This is a genomic window from Salmonella sp. SAL04162, assembly GCF_046551535.1.
Classification (GTDB): Bacteria; Pseudomonadota; Gammaproteobacteria; order Enterobacterales; family Enterobacteriaceae; genus Salmonella; species Salmonella enterica.
Window position 1 is genome coordinate 1 of record NZ_JBGDVX010000004.1, and the last position, 20,648, is coordinate 20,648.

Consider the following 20,648-nt stretch of genomic DNA (forward strand, 5'->3'; position numbering starts at 1 on the left):
GGTGCGTTTGAACTCAGTCATCATCACGTTCTCCGGATTTAAGTCTGGAACGTGTCAACGCTATTCAGGACGGGTCATCTCCTGTATAAAAGCCTCCCCGGAAAAACGCGGCCTTTTTACTTTACAGGTTTGTAGCAGCCATTACTGGTACACAGATTATGATTATGCAACGGCTATCCCCGCTGACGCGGGGAACACGTTACCGTTGGCGTAACGCGGAATTGTTGGTACGGTTTATCCCCGCTGACGCGGGGAACACACGGCAACGGATGCGACCGCCAGCGCGATCCCCGGTTTATCCCCGCTGGCGCGGGGAACACCTGAGAGGAACCAGGGAAAGATGTTTTGGGATCGGTTTATCCCCGCTGGCGCGGGGAACACTGCCTGAAACTTTCCATGAACTGGCTGTAACGCGGTTTATCCCCGCTGGCGCGGGAAACACAATTATTCCCTCCCATGCACCCTGTTCTCACCCGGTTTATCCCCGCTGGCGCGGGGAACACATACAGGAATTAATATTATGACGCAATTAAATCGGTTTATCCCCGCTGGCGCGGGGAACACTTCCCTGGTGCTGAGTGATGGATATTGCCGCCCGGTTTATCCCCGCTGGCGCGGGGAACACCTCCTCGGTAGTTTTCGCTGTGCGCCCGTAGACGGTTTATCCCCGCTGGCGCGGGGAACACTCACGCATCGCCTGTTGCGCGCCCTCATACGCCGGTTTATCCCCGCTGGCGCGGGGAACACTAATCAAGCTTTAACTTGATTTATAAATTAGCCGGTTTATCCCCGCTGGCGCGGGGAACACTTTTGCGCGCAGGGCGCAGACGAGTATGAGTCAGGTTTATCCCCGCTGGCGCGGGGAACACGCTTTCGAAAATGACCCGCAGCGCCCGTTTTTTGGTTTATCCCCGCTGGCGCGGGGAACACTGCAACTATTTTAACTATCTCTGCCGCCAGAACGGTTTATCCCCGCTGGCGCGGGGAACACCGGTTGTTGTATCAGGATGTATTGTAGGGGCGCGGTTTATCCCCGCTGGCGCGGGGAACACGCTGAAGGTGAAAAGCCAACGGAAACCGTTGGCGGTTTATCCCCGCTGGCGCGGGGAACACATGCGTAATTCAAAGGTAATTACCGCACAGCGCGGTTTATCCCCGCTGGCGCGGGGAACACATCATTGAACAAGGGGCGATCGCATCACCAAACGGTTTATCCCCGCTGGCGCGGGGAACACCTGGCCGCGTTCGTGCGGCCACGTTTTTTGCTCGGTTTATCCCCGCTGGCGCGGGGAACACACCAGTGAGCTGAAGCGGCGTTATCGAAAATCCGGTTTATCCCCGCTGGCGCGGGGAACACTACCTATTTCTTCATAAAATTCAGTCTGGCTCAGGTTTATCCCCGCTGGCGCGGGGAACACATACATTGAGGCGTTACGAAAATCAGCGGCACCGGTTTATCCCCGCTGGCGCGGGGAACACAACCGTAAGACGTGCCGTAATACTCATTTAGCCGGTTTATCCCCGCTGGCGCGGGGAACACATTGAGCGTCGAGCACTCGCCAGGCGACAGCTCGGTTTATCCCCGCTGGCGCGGGGAACACCGACTGCTCATGGTCATGAGTTTAATATTGATCGGTTTATCCCCGCTGGCGCGGGGAACACCATTGTGTGAGTTACGCGAACTCCGCAAATTACGGTTTATCCCCGCTGGCGCGGGGAACACCGAAACAGGAAACTAAATAAATGAACGAAACGCGGTTTATCCCCGCTGGCGCGGGGAACACCCTGTAAGAAACCCGCCGTAATGGCGGGTTAGCGGTTTATCCCCGCTGGCGCGGGGAACACACTAAACGTATATCATTGTTTATAAACTACTTTTTGTCAGCACCATATTCTACCAACATAATCGCAACAATTTAAATTATTAAAGAACAGCTAATTTGCTGATTTTGATGCAAAAAAGTTCATAGAATGATTTTTTCTTTAAATTTACCAAAATAGCGTGATCTGTGCATCGCTATGGAAAAATTTATCAGCGCTTTTATACACTCATCGAAATTCACATAGAGAAAATAAACAATGCAAGGTAATGGATGAGTCACAGACGGCATCGGCAGGCCGTCTGTAAGATTAGTAATGCATCAGGCGATATTTAAATATTTATGCGTTTGCATAGACAGCCGCCAGTTACGTGCAATACAAGTTTCAATACACAGACGCGTCGCGTCTTCTTTCTGGCTAATGGGCTGCAAAGCAATCACGCGCGGTTTATCATCGCTCAACGTGGCTAACAGTTCATCCAGCGCCTCAATATCACGAACTCGCCCAACGGGATGCTTGATTTCATTGGCACGCTCCAGCGCCTGGGAAAGCACATCATATCCCCCGCGCATATTCACTTTTGGTGAAACCGTGACCCAGGTATTGGGCGTACAGCGCACTTCGTGCGTCCCGCTGGTTTCAATCTGACAACTAAAACCACTCTTTTCAAGCAGATCGGTGAGCGGCATGAGGTCGTGAATGCAGGGTTCGCCACCGGTGATGACAACGTGACGCGCGGTATAGTCCTGACGATTAATCACCGCCAGCAGATCTTCACTGCTCGCAGCACCCCATTTGTCGCTCTCTTTGGTTTTTGCCAGAATGCTGAACAGAGACACTTCCCGATCGCTCAGTTTATCCCAGGTATGCTTAGTATCACACCAGGCACAGCCGACCGGACATCCCTGTAAACGAATAAAAATAGCGGGGACGCCGGTAAAATAACCCTCGCCTTGTAGGGTCTGGAACATCTCGTTAATCGGGTACTGCATAGCGTTCTCTGTTAAGGGGATAATCGTTAATTATTGCAGATTTCGTCTGCCCGGTCATGCACAGCGGCTGCGCTATTGAACAGATACAAAAAAACCCGCCGAAGCGGGTTTATACGTTAAGAGGTAAAAGCAGGATTACGCCTGGCCTTTGATCTCTTTACGACCATTGTACGGTGCTTTTTCGCCCAGAGCTTCTTCGATACGAATCAGCTGGTTGTATTTAGCAACGCGGTCAGAACGGCTCATAGAACCGGTTTTGATCTGGCCTGCAGCGGTACCAACAGCCAGGTCAGCGATGGTAGCGTCTTCAGTTTCACCAGAACGGTGAGAGATGACAGCAGTGTAGCCAGCGTCTTTCGCCATCTTGATTGCAGCCAGAGTTTCGGTCAGAGAACCGATCTGGTTGAATTTGATCAGGATGGAGTTAGCGATGCCTTTCTCGATGCCTTCTTTCAGGATTTTGGTGTTGGTTACGAACAGGTCGTCACCAACCAGCTGGATTTTGTCGCCCAGTACTTTGGTCTGGTATGCAAAACCGTCCCAGTCAGACTCGTCCAGACCATCTTCGATGGAAACGATCGGGTACTGTTTGGTCAGCTCTTCCAGGAAGTGGGTGAATTCTTCGGAGGTGAACGCTTTGTTGCCTTCGCCAGCCAGAACGTATTTACCGTCTTTGTAGAATTCAGATGCTGCGCAGTCCATCGCCAGGGTGATGTCTTTACCCAGCTCGTAACCAGCCGCTTTAACCGCTTCAGCGATTACCGCCAGCGCTTCTGCGTTGGAACCCAGGTTCGGCGCATAGCCGCCTTCGTCACCCACAGCGGTGTTCATGCCTTTGCCTTTCAGCACTTTTGCCAGGTGATGGAAAACTTCAGAACCCATACGGATGGCTTCTTTAACCGTTTTCGCGCCAACCGGCTGGATCATGAATTCCTGGATGTCGACGTTGTTGTCAGCGTGCTCGCCGCCGTTGATGATGTTCATCATCGGAACCGGCATGGAGTATTTGCCCGGAGTGCCGTTCAGTTCAGCAATGTGCTCGTACAGCGGCATACCTTTAGCGGCAGCAGCAGCTTTGGCGTTAGCCAGAGAGACAGCCAGAATGGCGTTTGCACCGAAGTTAGATTTGTTTTCAGTACCGTCCAGGTCGATCATGATTTTGTCGATGCCAGCCTGGTCTTTAGCGTCTTTGCCAAGAATAGCCTGAGCGATCGGGCCGTTAACCGCGCCAACAGCTTTGGTTACGCCTTTACCCAGGAAACGGGATTTGTCGCCATCGCGCAGTTCCAGCGCTTCGCGGGAACCAGTAGAAGCACCTGACGGAGCCGCCGCCATACCTACGAAACCACCTTCCAGGTGTACTTCAGCTTCAACAGTCGGGTTACCACGGGAGTCGATGATTTCACGACCGATGACTTTAACGATTTTGGACATTAGGTTTTCCTCAAGTCACTAGTTAAACTAAAACTTCAGACAAACGGTGCACCGCTTAGGGTGCACCGCTGTTCTAACTTTTTTACTTCGCCTGACGTTTCTGATGCTCGCTGGCGGCTTTAACAAAGCCGGCGAACAACGGATGTCCATCACGCGGCGTGGAAGTAAATTCCGGATGGAACTGACAGGCCACGAACCACGGATGATTCGGTACCTCAATGATCTCGACTAACTGATCATCACCGGAACGGCCTGCGACACGCAGACCCGCTGCTTCAATTTGTTTCAACAACATATTGTTGACTTCGTAACGATGGCGATGACGTTCAACAATCGTCGACGCGCCGTACAACTGACGTACCAGACTGTCATCGCTAAGCTGGCACTGCTGCGCGCCCAGGCGCATGGTGCCACCCAAATCGCTCTTCTCGCTACGGACTTCAACGTTACCGTCTTCATCGCGCCACTCGGTAATTAACGCCACAACCGGGTACTTACAGTCTGGCACAAATTCCGTTGAGTTGGCGTTGTCCATGCCGGCCACGTTACGAGCGAACTCAATCAACGCAACCTGCATCCCCAGGCAAATGCCCAGATAAGGAATATTGTTTTCACGCGCATAGCGCGCAGTGGCGATTTTACCTTCAACGCCACGATAGCCGAAGCCGCCGGGGATCAGGATAGCGTCCAAATCTTTCAGAATTTCGACGCCGCGCGTTTCAACATCTTGCGAATCGATCAATTTGATGTTGACGGTAACGCGGTTTTTCAGACCACCGTGTTTCAGCGCTTCGATCACCGACTTATAGGCATCCGGCAGTTCAATATATTTGCCGACCATGCCGATAGTCACTTCGCCTGCCGGGTTCGCTTCTTCGTAAATGACCTGTTCCCATTCAGACAGGTTAGCTTCCGGACAGTTCAAGCTGAATCGTTTACAAATATAATCATCAAGCCCCTGAGATTTCAACAGGCCTGGAATTTTATAAATGGAATCGACATCTTTCATTGAAATAACGGCTTTTTCCAGCACATTACAGAACAATGCAATTTTTGCACGCTCGTTGGCAGGAACTGCTCGATCGGAACGACAAATCAGAATATCGGGCTGAATACCGATAGACAGCAGCTCTTTCACGGAGTGCTGAGTCGGTTTAGTTTTCACTTCGCCCGCAGCCGCCAGGTAAGGTACCAGCGTCAGGTGCATAAACAGCGCGTGTTCACGACCGATATCTACCGCCAATTGACGAATCGCCTCAAGAAACGGCAGCGATTCGATATCACCAACGGTACCGCCGATTTCCACCAGTACCACATCGTGGCCTTCGCCACCTTCCAGCACGCGCTCTTTAATCGCGTTAGTGATGTGAGGGATTACCTGTACGGTTGCGCCCAGATAGTCGCCACGGCGTTCTTTACGCAGAACGTCGGAGTAGATACGGCCAGTCGTGAAGTTGTTGCGGCGAGACATCTTGGTGCGGATGAAACGCTCGTAGTGCCCCAGGTCCAGGTCGGTTTCAGCGCCGTCTTCAGTAACGAACACTTCCCCGTGTTGGATTGGGCTCATAGTACCCGGATCGACGTTGATGTACGGATCCAGTTTCATGATGGTCACGTTGAGACCACGGGCTTCCAGAATGGCTGCGAGGGAGGCTGCGGCAATGCCTTTACCCAGAGAGGATACGACCCCGCCGGTCACAAAAATATAGTTCGTTGTCATGCGGAACCTGAGAAGTTAGGTTTAAAAGACGATGGAATAACCAGGACGGGAAAGCAGTATACCCGAACATGACCTACGCCACAAACTTTCATTATTCCTCCTCTTCGTCAGGCTGACATTCACACAGGGAGGGAGAAAATAGCCCCTTTGAGGTAAATGTTTTTGACGTAAATCAAGCGCTTGTTATTTAAAAAATCACACAAATCGCTCTTGACCGACTAAAACCTTTAGAGATCAATTTCCTGGCGTTTTACTTCCTGCCAAACTTCTTCCATTGTTTCCAGGTCCACCCCGGTCATTTCCAGGCCTCTGGCTGCGACAATACGTTCAACTTCGCGAAAACGACGTTCAAATTTATCGTTCGCTTTTTGCAAAGCGAGCTCCGCTTTCGTACCTAAATGACGCGCCATGTTGACCGTGGCAAAGAGCAAATCGCCCATTTCCTCTTCCAGTTTAGCCTGATCAACAACCGCCTGCCGCGCCTCGAACATCACCTCATCGATCTCTTCATAGACCTTATCGACGACCGGTCCCAGCGTCGTCCAGTCAAAGCCCACGTTTGAACACCGTTTCTGGATTTTTTGCGCGCGCATTAAGGCCGGTAAGCTGCGCGGAATATCGTCCAGCGCGGAATGCTGCGCTTTTTGCGCGCGCTCTTCCGTTTTGATTTGCTCCCAGCGAACTAATGCTTCTTCGCTATTATCCGCGGAAAGCTCGCCAAAAACATGCGGATGGCGGCGCTCCAGCTTGTCGCTGATGGCAGCGCAGATATCATTAAAATCGAAGCGGCCTTCTTCCTGCGCCATCTGCGCGTAAAACACCACCTGGAACAACAGGTCGCCCAGTTCGCCGCGCAAATCGTCAAAATCCTCACGCGCAATAGCATCCAGTACTTCATAGGTTTCTTCCAGCGTATAAGGCGCGATGCTGGCGAAGGTCTGCTCTTTATCCCACGGGCAGCCGTTTTCCGGGTCACGCAGGCGCTGCATGAGGGTGAGAAGACGGTCAATTTGATGGTTAGTTGTCATGGTTTTTAATCGGTTGTAAATACTAGCGACAATTGTAACGTATTATTCTTAACCATTCACGCACAGAGACACTACGGCAACGCCTATATAATAAAATATATTGTTAACAGGTGTTGAACGCTACCTCTCCCGTATAATTTTAAAATTATTAATCGATACACAACAATATAATAATCATATAACTAACTTATTAAAAAAAACAGATATTTGTACCAGGCATTATAAATAACATCAATTAAGCAAAAAAAATTATGCAAACGCTATAAGTACCCCCCCAAAGAGCCTTCCCTTTCAAAAAAATAAATTATTTCACTTTTACGGAAAAACGAGTAGCATGCACACCAGTTTAATATTCAAAAAAGACCACTTTTTTTGTTTTTTCTGGAACATACATGAAATAAACATATTGAAAGTATTACATATAATATTTTATGAGCCTGTACGATCATTCAGCCCTTAAGAATACACTCATAAAAATGTAGAAATATAATATTTTTATTATGGCCTATTTTTTACCCAAAGCCCGCAGCATAGCTCTATGCCGCATATCCCTTGGTATACGCGTACAAAATGCTGCCATAAAACACGTTAATTAAGGATAACACGATGAAGTCATCTCATTTTTGTAAACTGGCAGTAACTGCATCTTTAGTTATGGGAATTGTCTCCGGCGCTCAAGCCGCGGGTAGCAACACAGCAAAGGTCACTTTCCTTGGTAATATTGTTGATTCCCCCTGCTCTATCACACTTGTTTTTTAGATAAAAAGGCTATAACCAATTTACATGCTTACCAGCATCCTGATTCTGGCTCAGAATACGTATCACGATAACTTCCGTAACTGATTGTATAAAATAGATAATATGCCTTTCAAACGGTAAGGCATAAATGTATTCACCCAGTTCAGGTCGAGGCGTGCCAATGTTATTGGCACTCATAATGCTGAATATTACTGATAGATGATTAATATATCGATCGGCCTGTATTTCGCCAAAATACAGCCAGCCGTAATGCCAGATATTTTCCAGATCTTCACTGGCCTTTGGCGTTAATTTTACCGTTCTCATCGGGTTTGATCATCCCTGTTTTGACCTTCCGTAAAAAGGCATCCTTTTCCCAGGCCTGGGGCTCTCCGCTGTTCAGACCTTCAGCCAGAAGTTCACGTAACGCCTGAAGTCGTGACTCGGCCTGTTTTTCCCTCAGCAGACGAAGAGACTCTCTGATCACTTCACTTTGTGTTCTGTAATCACCTGATTCTATGAGCGATTCAATAAACTCGCGCAGTTCATCACCAAGATCAACGGTCATTGTTCTGGCCATAACAGCCTCCACTGTAAGTATAAATCTTACATAAGAGTACACCGGAAATGAAATGTACGTCAAAAACATACCCCATATCTCATGCTTATGGGGTTGGTTAATGCGGCTTTGCTGAACGAGTAGCAAAGCCGCTACATTATTACTGTCTGGGGTTTACCCCCCGTGCAGTCGCCGTGCATCAATCACATCCGGCACCTGGTTCAGCTTACCGAGCACGCGGCCCAGCACCTGCAGGTTGTAGATCTCGATGGTCATATCAATGGTGGCGATCTGCTGCTTAATGTCGCTGCGGCTGGCGACGCCCAGCACGTTGACTTTTTCGTTAGCCAGAATGGTGGTGATATCACGCAATAAACCGCTGCGATCGTTGGCCTGGACGCGCACCACCAGCGAATATCCCGCCGAGTAGCTTTCGCCCCATACCGCCTCTACGATCCGCTCCGGCGCATGTGAGCGCAGTTCCGCCAACTGTTCGCAATCGGCCCGGTGCACGGAAATCCCCCGCCCCTGAGTAATGAAGCCGACAATTTCATCCCCCGGAATCGGCTGGCAGCAGCGGGCAATGTGGTGCATCAAATTACCCACGCCTTCTACCACCACGCGCCCGTCGTCTTTACGACGATTTTGCGGCGCGTATGTTTTTTGCTGAAGCTGTTTCAGCGCTGCTGCATCCTGCTCCTCTGCACTCGGCTTATTGAACTGTGATTGCAGGAAATTCACCATCTGATTAAGACGGATATCGCCGCCGCCTATCGCCGCCAGCAACTCTTCCAGCTCATTAAAGTTGTAGCGCGGCAGCAGATGTTTCTCGGCCTCTTTCAGGCTAATCCCTAAATGCGCCAGCTCATCGTCGAGGATCTGCCGTCCAGCCAGGATATTTTTGTCACGGTCCTGTTTACGGAACCAGGCGTGAATTTTCGAGCGCCCGCGGCTGGTCGTCACATAGCCCAGGTTTGGATTCAGCCAGTCGCGGCTGGGATTCGGCTGCTTCTGCGTGATAATTTCAACCTGATCGCCCATCTGCAACTGATAGGTGAATGGCACAATACGGCCGCCGATTTTAGCGCCAATGCAGCGGTGCCCGACATCGCTGTGGATGTGGTAAGCAAAATCGAGCGGCGTAGAACCGGCAGGCAAGTCAACCACGTCGCCTTTTGGCGTAAAAACGTAGACCCGATCGTCAAACACCTGGCTGCGCACTTCATCCAGCATTTCGCCGGAATCGGCCATCTCTTCCTGCCAGGCGATCAGCTTACGCAGCCACGCAATTCTGTCTTCATGACCGGAACGCACGCCGCCGGACGCGGCGCCTTCTTTATACTTCCAGTGCGCCGCCACGCCCAGTTCGGCGTCTTCATGCATCTGTTTGGTACGAATCTGGATCTCAACGGTTTTACCGCCCGGCCCCAGGACCACGGTGTGGATAGACTGGTAACCGTTCGGTTTCGGGTTAGCGACATAATCATCGAATTCATCCGGCAGGTGGCGATAGTGCGTATGCACTATCCCCAACGCGGCGTAGCAGTCTTGCAGACGTTCAGCGACGATACGCACGGCGCGCACGTCAAAGAGTTCATCAAACGCCAGATGCTTTTTCTGCATTTTGCGCCAGATGCTATAAATATGTTTTGGTCGTCCGTAGACTTCCGCCTGCACGCCTTCGTTTTTCATTTCGGCGCGCAGATGTCCAACAAACTCTTCGATGTAATGTTCGCGATCGAGACGGCGCTCATGCAGCAGTTTGGCGATGCGTTTGTATTCCGCCGGATGCAGGTAGCGGAAACAGTAGTCTTCCAGTTCCCACTTCAGTTGCCCGATGCCCAGACGATTAGCGAGCGGCGCATAGATGTTGGTACATTCTTTCGCCGCCAGCACGCGCTCATCTTCCGGCGCCTCTTTCACTTCGCGCAAATGAGCGATTCGCTCGGCCAGTTTGATGACCACGCAGCGGAAATCATCCACCATCGCCAATAACATTCGACGGACGTTATCAACCTGCTCCGAAGAAACAGAGTCGTTATGAGTGGCGTTTAGCTGACGGATCGCCGCCATATCGCGCACGCCATGAATCAGGGTAACGATAGATTTGCCGACGCTTTCGCGCAGTACATCTTCGCTGACTACGTTGGCGTCGGCCAGAGGGAACAGTAGCGCCGCCCGCAGCGTGTCGATATCCATACTCAGCGTGGAAAGAATTTCTACCATCTCCACGCCACGCCACAGCAACAGATCCGCATCCGGATGTCCTTGTGTCTGTTGCAGGCAATACGCCCAGGTTTCGGCTAAGCGCTCACACGACTGCTGGCTGGAAATTCCCAGGCTTGCGATCCACTTCTTCGGATCAAATTCACCAGCTTTATTAATATGTGCACTTCTTACCGCGACCATCGTCCTCTCCTTAAGGGACCAGGCCTACCGAAGTCGGTAAGCCGGTAATCATTACATGCGCTCGAACAGAACCATTGATTCCAGATGTCCTGTGTGCGGGAACATGTCGAGCATCGCTAAACGCGTAACCTCATATCCCGCATTGACCAGCGCTTCACTATCGCGCGCCAGCGTCGCCGGGTTACAGGATACATAAACAATGCGAATAGGTTTTAATTTTATAATATGTCGCATCACTCCTGTAGCCCCCGCACGCGCAGGATCGAGTAAGACTTTGTCAAAGCCGTTTTTCGCCCACGGCTGCTTCGTGACATCTTCCTCCAGGTTCTCATGGAAGAATGTCACATTATGTAAACCATTGCGGATGGCGTTTTCACGGCCTTTTTCTACCAGCGCCGGAACGCCCTCAACCCCTACCACGCTTGCCGCGCGCGTTGCCAGCGGCAGCGTAAAATTCCCCATTCCGCAGAACAGATCCAGGACACGATCCTCGGCGCGCACATCAAGCCACTCCAGCGCGCGTGCGACCATTTGCTGGTTTACCACCTCATTAACCTGAATAAAGTCTCGCGGACTGAAGGCTAAACGTAAGCCGTGCGAATCATACCAGGGCGCTTCGCCAGATACCGTTTCCAGTATCTCGCTAAACGGCGCCAGAAACAGAGACAATCCCTCAGAATGCGAAAAGCGTTCCAGTTTTTCTTTATCCGCCGCACTCAATGGCGCGGTATGGCGCAGAATCATCAGCGTACCGCTTCCCGCCTGTACCAGCTCAACATGCCCAAGATGTCGGGTGCCGTGTAAACTCGCCAGACACGCCCTGATTCGGGGCAGCAATGCTGCAAGCTGGGGCGCCAAAACGGGGCACTGTTCGACATTGACGATATCGCTGGAACCCGCTTTGCGAAATCCCATTTGCAGCGGTTTATCCGGCGGGCAATTCAGACTTAACCGCGCACGACGCCGATAACCCCAGGGCGCGCCGGCGATGATGTCATTCACCTCGTGTTTCATCAAACGCGCCAGCGCCGCGCTTTTGCTGCGTTGTTGCAGGGCGATGCTGACATGCTGCTGCTGACAACCGCCGCAGACGCCAAAATGCGGGCAGCGCGGCGTTTCTCGTTCCGGGCTATCATTCAAACGGCGCGAAACGCGTGCGCGGGCAAATTGCTTTTTATCTTCTGTAATAATGACTTCTGCGCTTTCCTCAGGCAATAAACCGGGGATAAACAGCGCCTTTCCGTTATGACGGGCTACGCCCTGACCAAATGAATCGAGGTCATTGACTTTAACGGTTATGATCTGACGCGTCGTCACGCGCCGTTTTGCAGAGTAGAATTGCGCCATCGACCAGCTTTTTCTCAATTTAACAGTGTGACCCTAATTGTCCCATAACGGAACTCCATGACCAACTACAGCCTGCGCGCACGCATGATGATTCTGATCCTGGCCCCGACCGTCCTGATAGGTTTGCTGCTCAGTATCTTTTTTGTAGTGCACCGCTATAACGACCTGCAGCGTCAACTGGAAGATGCCGGCGCCAGTATTATTGAACCGCTCGCCGTCTCCAGCGAATATGGTATGAACTTACAAAACCGGGAGTCTATCGGCCAACTTATCAGCGTCCTGCACCGCAGACACTCTGATATTGTGCGGGCGATTTCCGTTTATGACGATCATAACCGTCTGTTTGTAACGTCTAATTTCCATCTGGACCCCTCACAGATGCAGCTTCCCGCCGGAGCGCCGTTTCCACGTCGTCTGAGCGTCGATCGCCACGGCGATATTATGATTCTGCGCACTCCGATTATCTCGGAGAGCTATTCGCCGGACGAGTCAGCCATTGCCGACGCGAAAAATACCAAAAATATGCTGGGGTATGTGGCGCTTGAACTGGATCTCAAGTCGGTAAGGCTACAGCAATACAAAGAGATTTTTATCTCCAGCGTGATGATGCTTTTTTGTATTGGCATTGCGCTGATCTTTGGCTGGCGGCTTATGCGCGATGTCACCGGGCCTATCCGTAATATGGTGAATACCGTTGACCGCATTCGCCGCGGACAATTGGATAGCCGGGTGGAAGGATTTATGCTGGGCGAGCTGGACATGCTGAAAAACGGCATTAATTCCATGGCGATGTCGCTTGCCGCCTATCACGAAGAGATGCAGCATAATATCGATCAGGCCACTTCGGACCTGCGTGAAACCCTTGAGCAGATGGAAATCCAAAACGTTGAGCTGGATTTGGCGAAAAAGCGTGCCCAGGAAGCGGCGCGTATTAAGTCGGAGTTCCTGGCGAACATGTCGCACGAACTGCGAACACCGCTGAACGGCGTCATTGGCTTTACCCGCCTGACATTAAAAACGGAGCTGAACCCCACCCAGCGCGACCATCTGAACACCATTGAGCGTTCCGCAAATAATCTGCTGGCGATCATTAATGACGTGCTTGATTTCTCCAAGCTGGAAGCCGGTAAGCTCATTCTGGAAAGTATCCCTTTTCCACTGCGCAACACGCTGGATGAAGTGGTTACGCTGCTGGCCCACTCGTCGCATGATAAAGGGCTGGAGTTGACGTTAAATATTAAAAACGACGTCCCGGATAATGTGATTGGCGACCCGCTGCGCCTGCAACAGGTCATTACTAATCTGGTGGGTAATGCCATTAAGTTCACCGAGAGTGGCAATATCGACATTCTGGTAGAAAAGCGGGCGCTTAGTAACACCAAAGTACAGATTGAAGTGCAGATCCGCGATACGGGGATCGGCATTCCGGAACGCGACCAGTCGCGACTGTTTCAGGCGTTTCGCCAGGCCGATGCCAGTATTTCTCGCCGTCACGGCGGCACCGGGCTTGGGCTGGTGATTACGCAAAAGCTGGTCAACGAAATGGGCGGGGATATCTCTTTCCACAGCCAGCCTAATCGCGGCTCGACCTTCTGGTTTCATATTAATCTTGATCTTAACCCAAATGTTATTATTGACGGGCCGTCGACCGCATGTCTGGCCGGAAAACGGCTGGCTTATGTCGAACCGAATGCTACCGCCGCGCAATGTACCCTGGATCTACTGAGCGACACGCCGGTGGAGGTGGTTTACAGCCCGACCTTCTCCGCGCTGCCGTTAGCGCACTACGATATTATGATTTTGAGCGTTCCGGTGACCTTCCGCGAGCCGCTCACCATGCAGCATGAACGTCTGGCGAAAGCGGCGTCAATGACGGACTTTCTACTGCTGGCGCTACCTTGCCATGCGCAAATTAACGCCGAAAAGCTGAAACAAGGAGGCGCGGCGGCCTGTCTGTTAAAACCATTGACGTCAACGCGCCTGTTGCCAGCGCTGACGGAATATTGCCAGTTGAATCACCATCCTGAACCGCTGCTAATGGATACCAGTAAAATCACCATGACGGTTATGGCGGTTGATGATAATCCCGCCAATCTGAAGCTTATCGGCGCGTTACTGGAAGATAAAGTCCAGCACGTAGAGCTTTGTGATAGCGGACATCAGGCGGTGGATCGGGCGAAACAAATGCAGTTTGATCTGATTTTGATGGATATTCAGATGCCGGATATGGACGGCATACGCGCCTGCGAATTGATTCACCAGCTTCCTCATCAGCAGCAAACACCGGTTATTGCCGTTACGGCACATGCGATGGCCGGGCAAAAAGAGAAGTTGCTCAGCGCGGGCATGAACGACTATCTGGCTAAACCGATAGAAGAAGAGAAGTTGCATAATCTGTTGCTGCGCTATAAACCCGGCGCCAACGTAGCAGCGCGCCTGATGGCGCCGGAACCGGCTGAATTTATCTTCAATCCGAATGCGACGCTCGACTGGCAGCTTGCGCTCCGCCAGGCTGCCGGTAAGCCCGATCTGGCGCGGGATATGCTGCAAATGCTGATTGATTTTCTGCCGGAAGTGCGCAACAAAATTGAAGAACAACTGGTGGGAGAAAATCCCAACGGTCTGGTCGATCTGGTCCATAAGCTACACGGGAGCTGCGGCTATAGCGGCGTACCGCGGATGAAGAACCTTTGCCAGCTTATTGAGCAACAGCTTCGCAGCGGCGTCCACGAAGAGGAGCTGGAGCCTGAGTTTCTGGAGCTGCTGGATGAGATGGATAATGTCGCGCGTGAAGCGAAGAAGATATTGGGCTGATATTCGCCGGATGGCGGCATGACCGCCTTATCCGGCCTACAACTCAGCGTAACTGTTGCCCCGCTTTCAGCGTTGCAGCCACGTTGCGCGCGGTCATTCGTACGTTTTCACTCGCATTCTTCAGCGCGTCCTCCAGCGTACAGATGGTATAAATCACGCTGAAAACGGCATCAAGCCCATGTTCATGAACCACGCCAACATCCGCCGTCAGGCTACCCGCAATACCAATTACCGGCTTGTTATACCGTTTGGCGATGTTTGCCACGCCAATAGGGACTTTACCGTGAATGGTCTGACTGTCGATGCGTCCCTCGCCGGTGATGACTAAATCAGCATCCGCAAGACACGCTTCCAGATGAAGCGCATCGGTGACAATCTCAATACCACGCCGTAGCTGCGCGCCGCAAAACGCGTATAACGCCGCCCCCATGCCGCCTGCCGCGCCGCCGCCTGCCAGATCCAACACATCGACATGCAGATCGCGGGCAATCAAATGCGCATAGCGAGTCAATGCCGTATCCAGGCGTTCAATCATTTCCGGCGTCGCCCCTTTTTGCGGACCAAAAACCGCAGACGCGCCCTCTTTGCCGGTAAGGGGATTCGTGACATCGCAGGCGACCTCTATATGACACACCGACAAACGCTTATCCAGGCCGCTGATATCAATGCTGGCGAGTGTTTCCAGCCCAATGCCGCCTTGCACAATATCATTGCCCTGCGCATCCCGTAGCCTGGCCCCCAGCGCCTGCACCATCCCCGCGCCGCCATCGTTGGTGGCGCTACCGCCGATACCAATAATGATATGCTCAACGCCCGCATCCAGCGCATGACGGATCAGCTCGCCGGTTCCCCATGATGTGGTCTTCAACGGATCGCGTTGCGCGGGCGGTACCTGCTCCAGCCCACTGGCGGCCGCCATTTCAATGAACGCGGAACGCGCATCGCCGGAAAGCCCATAAAACGCATTGACGCGATGCCCCAACGGCCCGGTGACCTCAACATGCACGATTCGACCCGCCGTCGCTTCAACCATCGCTTCGACAGTACCTTCTCCGCCATCAGCCAGCGGTAATTTCAGGTAATCGGCGTCAGGCCAGATCTCGCGAAATCCTTGTTCAATGGCGGTCGCTACCTCAAGAGCACTCAAACTTTCCTTATACGAGTCTGGTGCGATCACTATTTTCATAAGTCGTCCTTACGCATGTTGATCCTGTTAAGCATACACCCAGAGAAGGACCGGTTCCTTACGGAACCGGCTCTGACTTAACGCACCATGCAAGGACGCTTATTATCAAACGTCCAGCCAGGAATTAAGTACTGCATTCCCATCGCGTCGTCACGCGCGCCTAAGCCATGCTTTTGATAAAGCTCATGCGCTTTCATCACCTGATCCATATCGAGCTCAACGCCCAGCCCCGGTTTGGTCGGTACTTGCACCATGCCGCCTTTAATTTCAAACGGTTCTTTAGTCAGACGTTGGTTGCCTTCCTGCCAGATCCAGTGGGTATCGATCGCGGTGATCTTGCCCGGCGCCGCCGCGGCAACATGGGTAAACATCGCCAACGAAATATCAAAGTGGTTGTTAGAGTGCGAGCCCCAGGTCAGACCGAACTCATGACACATTTGCGCCACGCGTACAGAGCCTTGCATAGTCCAGAAGTGCGGGTCCGCCAGCGGGATATCGACGGATTGCAGCGACAGCGTATGCCCCATTTGACGCCAGTCGGTCGCTATCATATTGGTGGCCGTCGGTAATCCGGTCGCGCGACGGAATTCCGCCATCACTTCACGTCCGGAAAAACCCTGCTCCGCGCCGCACGGATCTTCTGCATAGGCCAGAGAACCTTTCAGGTATTTACCAATGCTGATCGCTTCGTTCAGCGACCAGGCACCGTTTGGATCGAGCGTGACGCGCGCTTGTGGGAAACGTTTCGCCAGCGCCACGATTGACTCGGCCTCTTCTTCGCCCGCCAGCACGCCGCCTTTCAGTTTGAAGTCGTTGAAGCCGTATTTTTCATAGGCGGCTTCCGCCAGACGCACTACCGTTTCCGGCGTCATCGCCTCTTCATGGCGCAGACGATACCAGTCGCATTGCTCATCCGGCTGGCTTTGATACGGCAGCGGCGTAGCCTTGCGATTGCCGACAAAGAACAGATAACCCAGCATTTCGACTTCGCTGCGCTGCTGACCGTCGCCTAACAGCGAAGCGACGTTGACGCCCAGGTGTTGGCCCAAAAGATCAAGCATTGCCGCTTCAATGCCAGTCACCACATGGATAGTAGTGCGGAGATCGAACGTTTGTAAACCGCGTCCGCCCGCATCGCGATCGGCAAACTGGTTGCGAACGGCGGTCAGGACATTTTTATATTCACCCAGCGTTTTTCCCACCACCAGTGGGATCGCATCTTCCAGCGTTTTGCGGATTTTTTCGCCGCCCGGAATCTCGCCGACCCCGGTATGACCGGAGTTATCTTTAATAATGACGATGTTGCGCGTGAAGAACGGGGCATGCGCGCCACTCAGGTTCATCAGCATACTGTCATGACCCGCAACCGGGATAACCTGCATTTCAGTCACTACAGGCGTCGTAAATTGAGTACTCATAACTGTGTCCTTATTCAGAATTAGTGACGACCAAAAACAGGGCGTTTGCGGTCAAAAGTCCAGCCGGGGATCAGGTATTGCATCGGGCCTGCATCATTACGCGCGCCGCCTGGCAGCGTTTTATACGCGTCATGCGCTTTTCGCACCTGTTCCCAGTCAAGCTCCACGCCCAGTCCTGGCGCATCCGGAACGGCAATTTTGCCGTTTTTAATTTCCAGCGGATTTTTAGTCAGGCGGCAATCGCCCTCCTGCCAGATCCAGTGCGTATCAATAGCGGTGGGTTTGCCTGGCGCCGCCGCGCCGACATGGGTAAACATCGCCAGTGAAATATCAAAATGGTTATTCGAATGGCAGCCCCAGGTTAGCCCCCAGTCATCGCACAGTTGCGCCACGCGAACGGCACCGGTGAGGGTCCAGAAATGCGGGTCGGCAAGAGGAATGTCTACCGCGTTGAGCATCACCGCGTGTCCCATTTCACGCCAGTTGGTGGCAATCATATTGGTCGCCACCGGCAGTCCTGTCGCGCGGCGGAACTCCGCCATGACTTCACGACCAGAGAATCCTTGCTCCGCGCCGCACGGATCTTCCGCGTAGGTCAGTACATCATTCAGCCCTTTGCACAACGCAATGGCTTCATCCAGTAGCCAGGCGCCGTTCGGATCCACGGTAATACGCGCGTCCGGGAAGCGTTTTTTTAGCGCGCGAACGGTATCAATCTCTTGTTCGCCCGGCAGCACGCCACCCTTGAGTTTAAAATCTTTAAAACCGTAGCGATCCTGAGACGCTTCCGCCAGCCGCACGACCGCGTCGCTGTTCAGCGCTTCCTGATGGCGCAGACGGTACCATTCATGACTGCCCGGCGTGCTTTCCAGATACGGCAGATCGGTTTTAGTACGATCGCCAATATAGAAGAGATAGCCTAACACGGTGACGGCATCGCGCTGTTTACCGGGTCCTAACAGTTCACAGACCGGCACATTAAGCGCCTGTCCCAGTAGATCAAGCAGCGCCGCTTCCAAAGCCGCCACCGCGTTAACCCGCAGTTCAAACGTCCATGCGCCTTTACCAAAGGTGTCAAAATCAGCGGCCTGGTTGCCTTTATGCACCTGCTGCACCACTTTGTTCAGGCGGGCGACTTCCTGGCCTAATACCATCGGAATAGCATCGACCAGCGTCTGATAAATCACTTCTCCGCCCGGCGCCTCACCGACGCCAGTATGCCCGGCGTTATCGGTGAGGACGACGATGTTACGGGTGAAGTACGCGTTATGCGCGCCGCCGATGTTGAGTAGCATACTGTCATGTCCGGCAACCGGAATGACCTTCATGTCCGTAATAACGGGACTGGATTGCGTTGTCATGATAATTGTCCTGCGACAGGTTTCAGTTCAATACGCTTAATATCGCCTACCAGCACCAGATAGCTGATGATGGCCACCAGGGCATGTACGCCGACATAGATCAACGCGCCGTTGAAGGAACCGGTGGTGCCAACGATGTAACCAATCGCGATTGGCGTCACAATACCGGAGATATTGCCGAACATATTAAACAAGCCGCCGGAAAGACCGCTGATCTCTTTCGGCGCGGTATCCGCCATTACTGCCCAGCCCAACGCGCCGATACCTTTACCGAAGAAAGCCAACGCCATAAAGCCGATGATCATCCATTCCACGTTCACATAGTTACAGAACACCATAACCATTGACAGCAACATCCCCAGCACAATCGGCGTCTTGCGCGCGATATTCAGGGAGCCAGTACGACGCATCAACCAGTCGGAAATGATGCCGCCCAACACGCCGCCGATAAAGCCGCAGACCGCAGGAACCGAGGCGACAAAGCCCGCTTTGAGAATCGACATGCCGCGCGCCTGGACCAAATAGACCGGGAACCAAGTAATAAAGAAATAGGTCAATGCGTTAATACAGTACTGACCGATGTAAACGCCAATCATCATACGAGAGCCCAGCAGCTGTTTGATCTGGCCCCATTTGACGCTAAACGGTACTTTCGCTTTGGTGTCTTTCTGATCCATATTGATCAGCGCGCCGCCTTCTGCGATGTACTCCAACTCTTTCTTATTTACGCCCGGATGGTTATTTGGTTCATGGATAACTTTCAACCAGATAAAGCTGATGATGATCCCTAACCCGCCCATAAAGAAGAAGACATGCGACCAGCCCACTTCGTGCGTCAGCCAGCCCATAATCGGCGCGAAAATAACCGTGGCAAAGTATTGCGCGGAGTTAAAGATGGCCACTGCCGTTCCCCTCTCCTGCGCCGGGAACCAGGCTGCAACGATGCGACTGTTGCCCGGGAAAGAAGGCGATTCCGCCAGACCAACCAGGAAACGAAGCGTAAAGAGGGCGACAATAATGCCGAAACCACTAAAGATATCGACAAAACCCTGCAACAGGGTGAAGACTGACCAAATGAAAATAGACCAGAAATAGACGCGTTTGGAACCAAAGCGGTCCAGCAGCCAGCCGCCCGGGATCTGCCCGATAACATAGGCCCATGAAAAAGCAGAAAAAACATAGCCCATGCCTACCGGATCAAGGCCGATATCTTTGGCCATTTCTGAGCCGGCAATGGACAATGTGGCGCGGTCGCCGTAGTTGAAGGATGTGACGATAAACAGCATCACCACTATCCAGTAGCGGGCGTTCGTGCGTTTCTCCGCACTACTCGCCGCGTGACTTAATGAACTCATTGTTGCACTCCTGAAATTTCGCGTTAGCTACGCTCACTCTGAACTGCACAACCGGTAGGGAATCAGAGATAACGTTTCCTTGTTGCAGCTTTTATTAGGTCGTTTGCTTTGCACGCTGCATGCTTTTATTCACTGGCAGGAGAAGTATAAAAAGCGCGCCACACACACTCACCGTGCAACAACACAGTATTTTGGCGATGAATTACGCCTGTTTATGGCAAAAGCCCAGGACAGTGGAAGCCACTTCACGGAAATGAAATCAGAAGGCGTCAGGCGTCGACGCAGGAGGAATAAAAAGAGAAGAATGTGAAACAGGTCGCTTGATTACATGAAAACGCCCGTAAAAAACTGCCGCTTTTGCGGGCATATGCCCAAAGCTAACACGATTCAGTTACTTTACACTGTGTACAGGTCGTGATTTTGCTTACTGGCAACGCAAGCAAACGAAAAGGTACCCTCCCGTAGG

13 protein-coding genes, 1 pseudogene and 1 CRISPR repeat array are annotated in these 20,648 nt (G+C 52.3%); of the genes and pseudogenes, 2 read left to right on the plus strand and 12 right to left on the minus strand.

The window, feature by feature from the left end:
* Positions 1-169 precede the first annotated feature (169 nt).
* Positions 170-1,845: direct repeats of the CRISPR family, unit length 29 nt; unit sequence CGGTTTATCCCCGCTGGCGCGGGGAACAC.
* 296 nt (positions 1,846-2,141) lie between these two features.
* The 4 genes from queE to mazG form a co-directional block, all read right to left on the minus strand.
* On the minus strand, positions 2,142-2,813 hold the full coding sequence (gene queE, locus ACLJRH_RS09015; protein ID WP_001199956.1) for a 7-carboxy-7-deazaguanine synthase QueE: 672 nt from the start codon (positions 2,811-2,813) through the stop codon (positions 2,142-2,144).
* 135 nt (positions 2,814-2,948) lie between these two features.
* Complete coding sequence (gene eno, locus ACLJRH_RS09020) at positions 2,949-4,247, minus strand: phosphopyruvate hydratase (RefSeq protein WP_000036734.1); 1,299 nt, start codon at positions 4,245-4,247, stop codon at positions 2,949-2,951.
* 82 nt (positions 4,248-4,329) lie between these two features.
* Positions 4,330-5,967: a glutamine hydrolyzing CTP synthase gene (pyrG, locus tag ACLJRH_RS09025; RefSeq protein WP_023137020.1), complete on the minus strand. Its 1,638-nt coding sequence runs from the start codon at positions 5,965-5,967 to the stop codon at positions 4,330-4,332.
* Positions 5,968-6,194: 227 nt separating this feature from the next.
* Positions 6,195-6,995 (minus strand): nucleoside triphosphate pyrophosphohydrolase, encoded by an 801-nt coding sequence (mazG, locus tag ACLJRH_RS09030; protein ID WP_000210451.1) that lies wholly within the window; start codon positions 6,993-6,995, stop codon positions 6,195-6,197.
* A 606-nt stretch (positions 6,996-7,601) separates the two neighbouring features.
* On the opposite strand from mazG, the pseudogene ACLJRH_RS09035 reads away from it, so the two are divergent.
* Positions 7,602-7,745: pseudogene (locus tag ACLJRH_RS09035) on the plus strand (fimbrial protein SteA); the annotation flags it as partial.
* An 18-nt stretch (positions 7,746-7,763) separates the two neighbouring features.
* On the opposite strand, the gene ACLJRH_RS09040 reads toward ACLJRH_RS09035, so the two are convergent.
* The 4 genes from ACLJRH_RS09040 to rlmD all read right to left on the minus strand — a co-directional run bounded on the left by ACLJRH_RS09040 (position 7,764) and on the right by rlmD (position 12,048).
* Positions 7,764-8,060, minus strand: coding sequence for a type II toxin-antitoxin system RelE/ParE family toxin (locus ACLJRH_RS09040; protein ID WP_023137019.1), 297 nt, complete (start codon positions 8,058-8,060; stop codon positions 7,764-7,766).
* Complete coding sequence (locus ACLJRH_RS09045) at positions 8,026-8,382, minus strand: type II toxin-antitoxin system ParD family antitoxin (RefSeq protein ID WP_000480218.1); 357 nt, start codon at positions 8,380-8,382, stop codon at positions 8,026-8,028. The genes ACLJRH_RS09040 and ACLJRH_RS09045 overlap by 35 nt, the downstream gene beginning before the upstream one ends.
* An 84-nt stretch (positions 8,383-8,466) precedes the next feature.
* Positions 8,467-10,701 (minus strand): GTP diphosphokinase, encoded by a 2,235-nt coding sequence (gene relA, locus ACLJRH_RS09050; protein WP_000226841.1) that lies wholly within the window; start codon positions 10,699-10,701, stop codon positions 8,467-8,469.
* A 51-nt stretch (positions 10,702-10,752) separates the two neighbouring features.
* Positions 10,753-12,048 (minus strand): 23S rRNA (uracil(1939)-C(5))-methyltransferase RlmD, encoded by a 1,296-nt coding sequence (rlmD, locus tag ACLJRH_RS09055; RefSeq protein WP_015406304.1) that lies wholly within the window; start codon positions 12,046-12,048, stop codon positions 10,753-10,755.
* 57 nt (positions 12,049-12,105) lie between these two features.
* Here rlmD and barA point away from each other — a divergent pair, with 57 nt between their 5' ends.
* Positions 12,106-14,862: a two-component sensor histidine kinase BarA gene (gene barA / locus ACLJRH_RS09060; protein WP_000186400.1), complete on the plus strand. Its 2,757-nt coding sequence runs from the start codon at positions 12,106-12,108 to the stop codon at positions 14,860-14,862.
* A 43-nt stretch (positions 14,863-14,905) separates the two neighbouring features.
* Here barA and ACLJRH_RS09065 read toward each other — a convergent pair whose 3' ends face one another.
* The 4 genes from ACLJRH_RS09065 to gudP all read right to left on the minus strand — a co-directional run bounded on the left by ACLJRH_RS09065 (position 14,906) and on the right by gudP (position 20,182).
* On the minus strand, positions 14,906-16,048 hold the full coding sequence (locus tag ACLJRH_RS09065) for a glycerate kinase (protein ID WP_000706489.1): 1,143 nt from the start codon (positions 16,046-16,048) through the stop codon (positions 14,906-14,908).
* A gap of 77 nt (positions 16,049-16,125) precedes the next feature.
* Positions 16,126-17,466 (minus strand): glucarate dehydratase, encoded by a 1,341-nt coding sequence (gudD, locus tag ACLJRH_RS09070; RefSeq protein ID WP_000107113.1) that lies wholly within the window; start codon positions 17,464-17,466, stop codon positions 16,126-16,128.
* A gap of 20 nt (positions 17,467-17,486) precedes the next feature.
* Complete coding sequence (locus ACLJRH_RS09075) at positions 17,487-18,827, minus strand: enolase C-terminal domain-like protein (RefSeq protein ID WP_023136652.1); 1,341 nt, start codon at positions 18,825-18,827, stop codon at positions 17,487-17,489.
* Positions 18,824-20,182: a galactarate/glucarate/glycerate transporter GudP gene (gene gudP / locus ACLJRH_RS09080; RefSeq protein ID WP_000097015.1), complete on the minus strand. Its 1,359-nt coding sequence runs from the start codon at positions 20,180-20,182 to the stop codon at positions 18,824-18,826. The genes ACLJRH_RS09075 and gudP overlap by 4 nt, the downstream gene beginning before the upstream one ends.
* Positions 20,183-20,648: the final 466 nt, after the last annotated feature.

Excerpts from the sequence above, each read along its gene's own strand:
- queE (WP_001199956.1), bottom strand. The coding sequence starts at position 2,813 with ATGCAGTACCCGATTAACGAGATGTTCCAGACCCTACAAGGCGAGGGT.
- eno (WP_000036734.1), bottom strand. The coding sequence starts at position 4,247 with ATGTCCAAAATCGTTAAAGTCATCGGTCGTGAAATCATCGACTCCCGT.
- pyrG (WP_023137020.1), bottom strand. The coding sequence starts at position 5,967 with ATGACAACGAACTATATTTTTGTGACCGGCGGGGTCGTATCCTCTCTG.
- mazG (WP_000210451.1), bottom strand. The coding sequence starts at position 6,995 with ATGACAACTAACCATCAAATTGACCGTCTTCTCACCCTCATGCAGCGC.
- ACLJRH_RS09040 (WP_023137019.1), bottom strand. The coding sequence starts at position 8,060 with ATGAGAACGGTAAAATTAACGCCAAAGGCCAGTGAAGATCTGGAAAAT.
- ACLJRH_RS09045 (WP_000480218.1), bottom strand. The coding sequence starts at position 8,382 with ATGTTTTTGACGTACATTTCATTTCCGGTGTACTCTTATGTAAGATTT.
- relA (WP_000226841.1), bottom strand. The coding sequence starts at position 10,701 with ATGGTCGCGGTAAGAAGTGCACATATTAATAAAGCTGGTGAATTTGAT.
- rlmD (WP_015406304.1), bottom strand. The coding sequence starts at position 12,048 with ATGGCGCAATTCTACTCTGCAAAACGGCGCGTGACGACGCGTCAGATC.
- barA (WP_000186400.1), top strand. The coding sequence starts at position 12,106 with ATGACCAACTACAGCCTGCGCGCACGCATGATGATTCTGATCCTGGCC.
- ACLJRH_RS09065 (WP_000706489.1), bottom strand. The coding sequence starts at position 16,048 with ATGAAAATAGTGATCGCACCAGACTCGTATAAGGAAAGTTTGAGTGCT.
- gudD (WP_000107113.1), bottom strand. The coding sequence starts at position 17,466 with ATGAGTACTCAATTTACGACGCCTGTAGTGACTGAAATGCAGGTTATC.
- ACLJRH_RS09075 (WP_023136652.1), bottom strand. The coding sequence starts at position 18,827 with ATGACAACGCAATCCAGTCCCGTTATTACGGACATGAAGGTCATTCCG.
- gudP (WP_000097015.1), bottom strand. The coding sequence starts at position 20,182 with ATGAGTTCATTAAGTCACGCGGCGAGTAGTGCGGAGAAACGCACGAAC.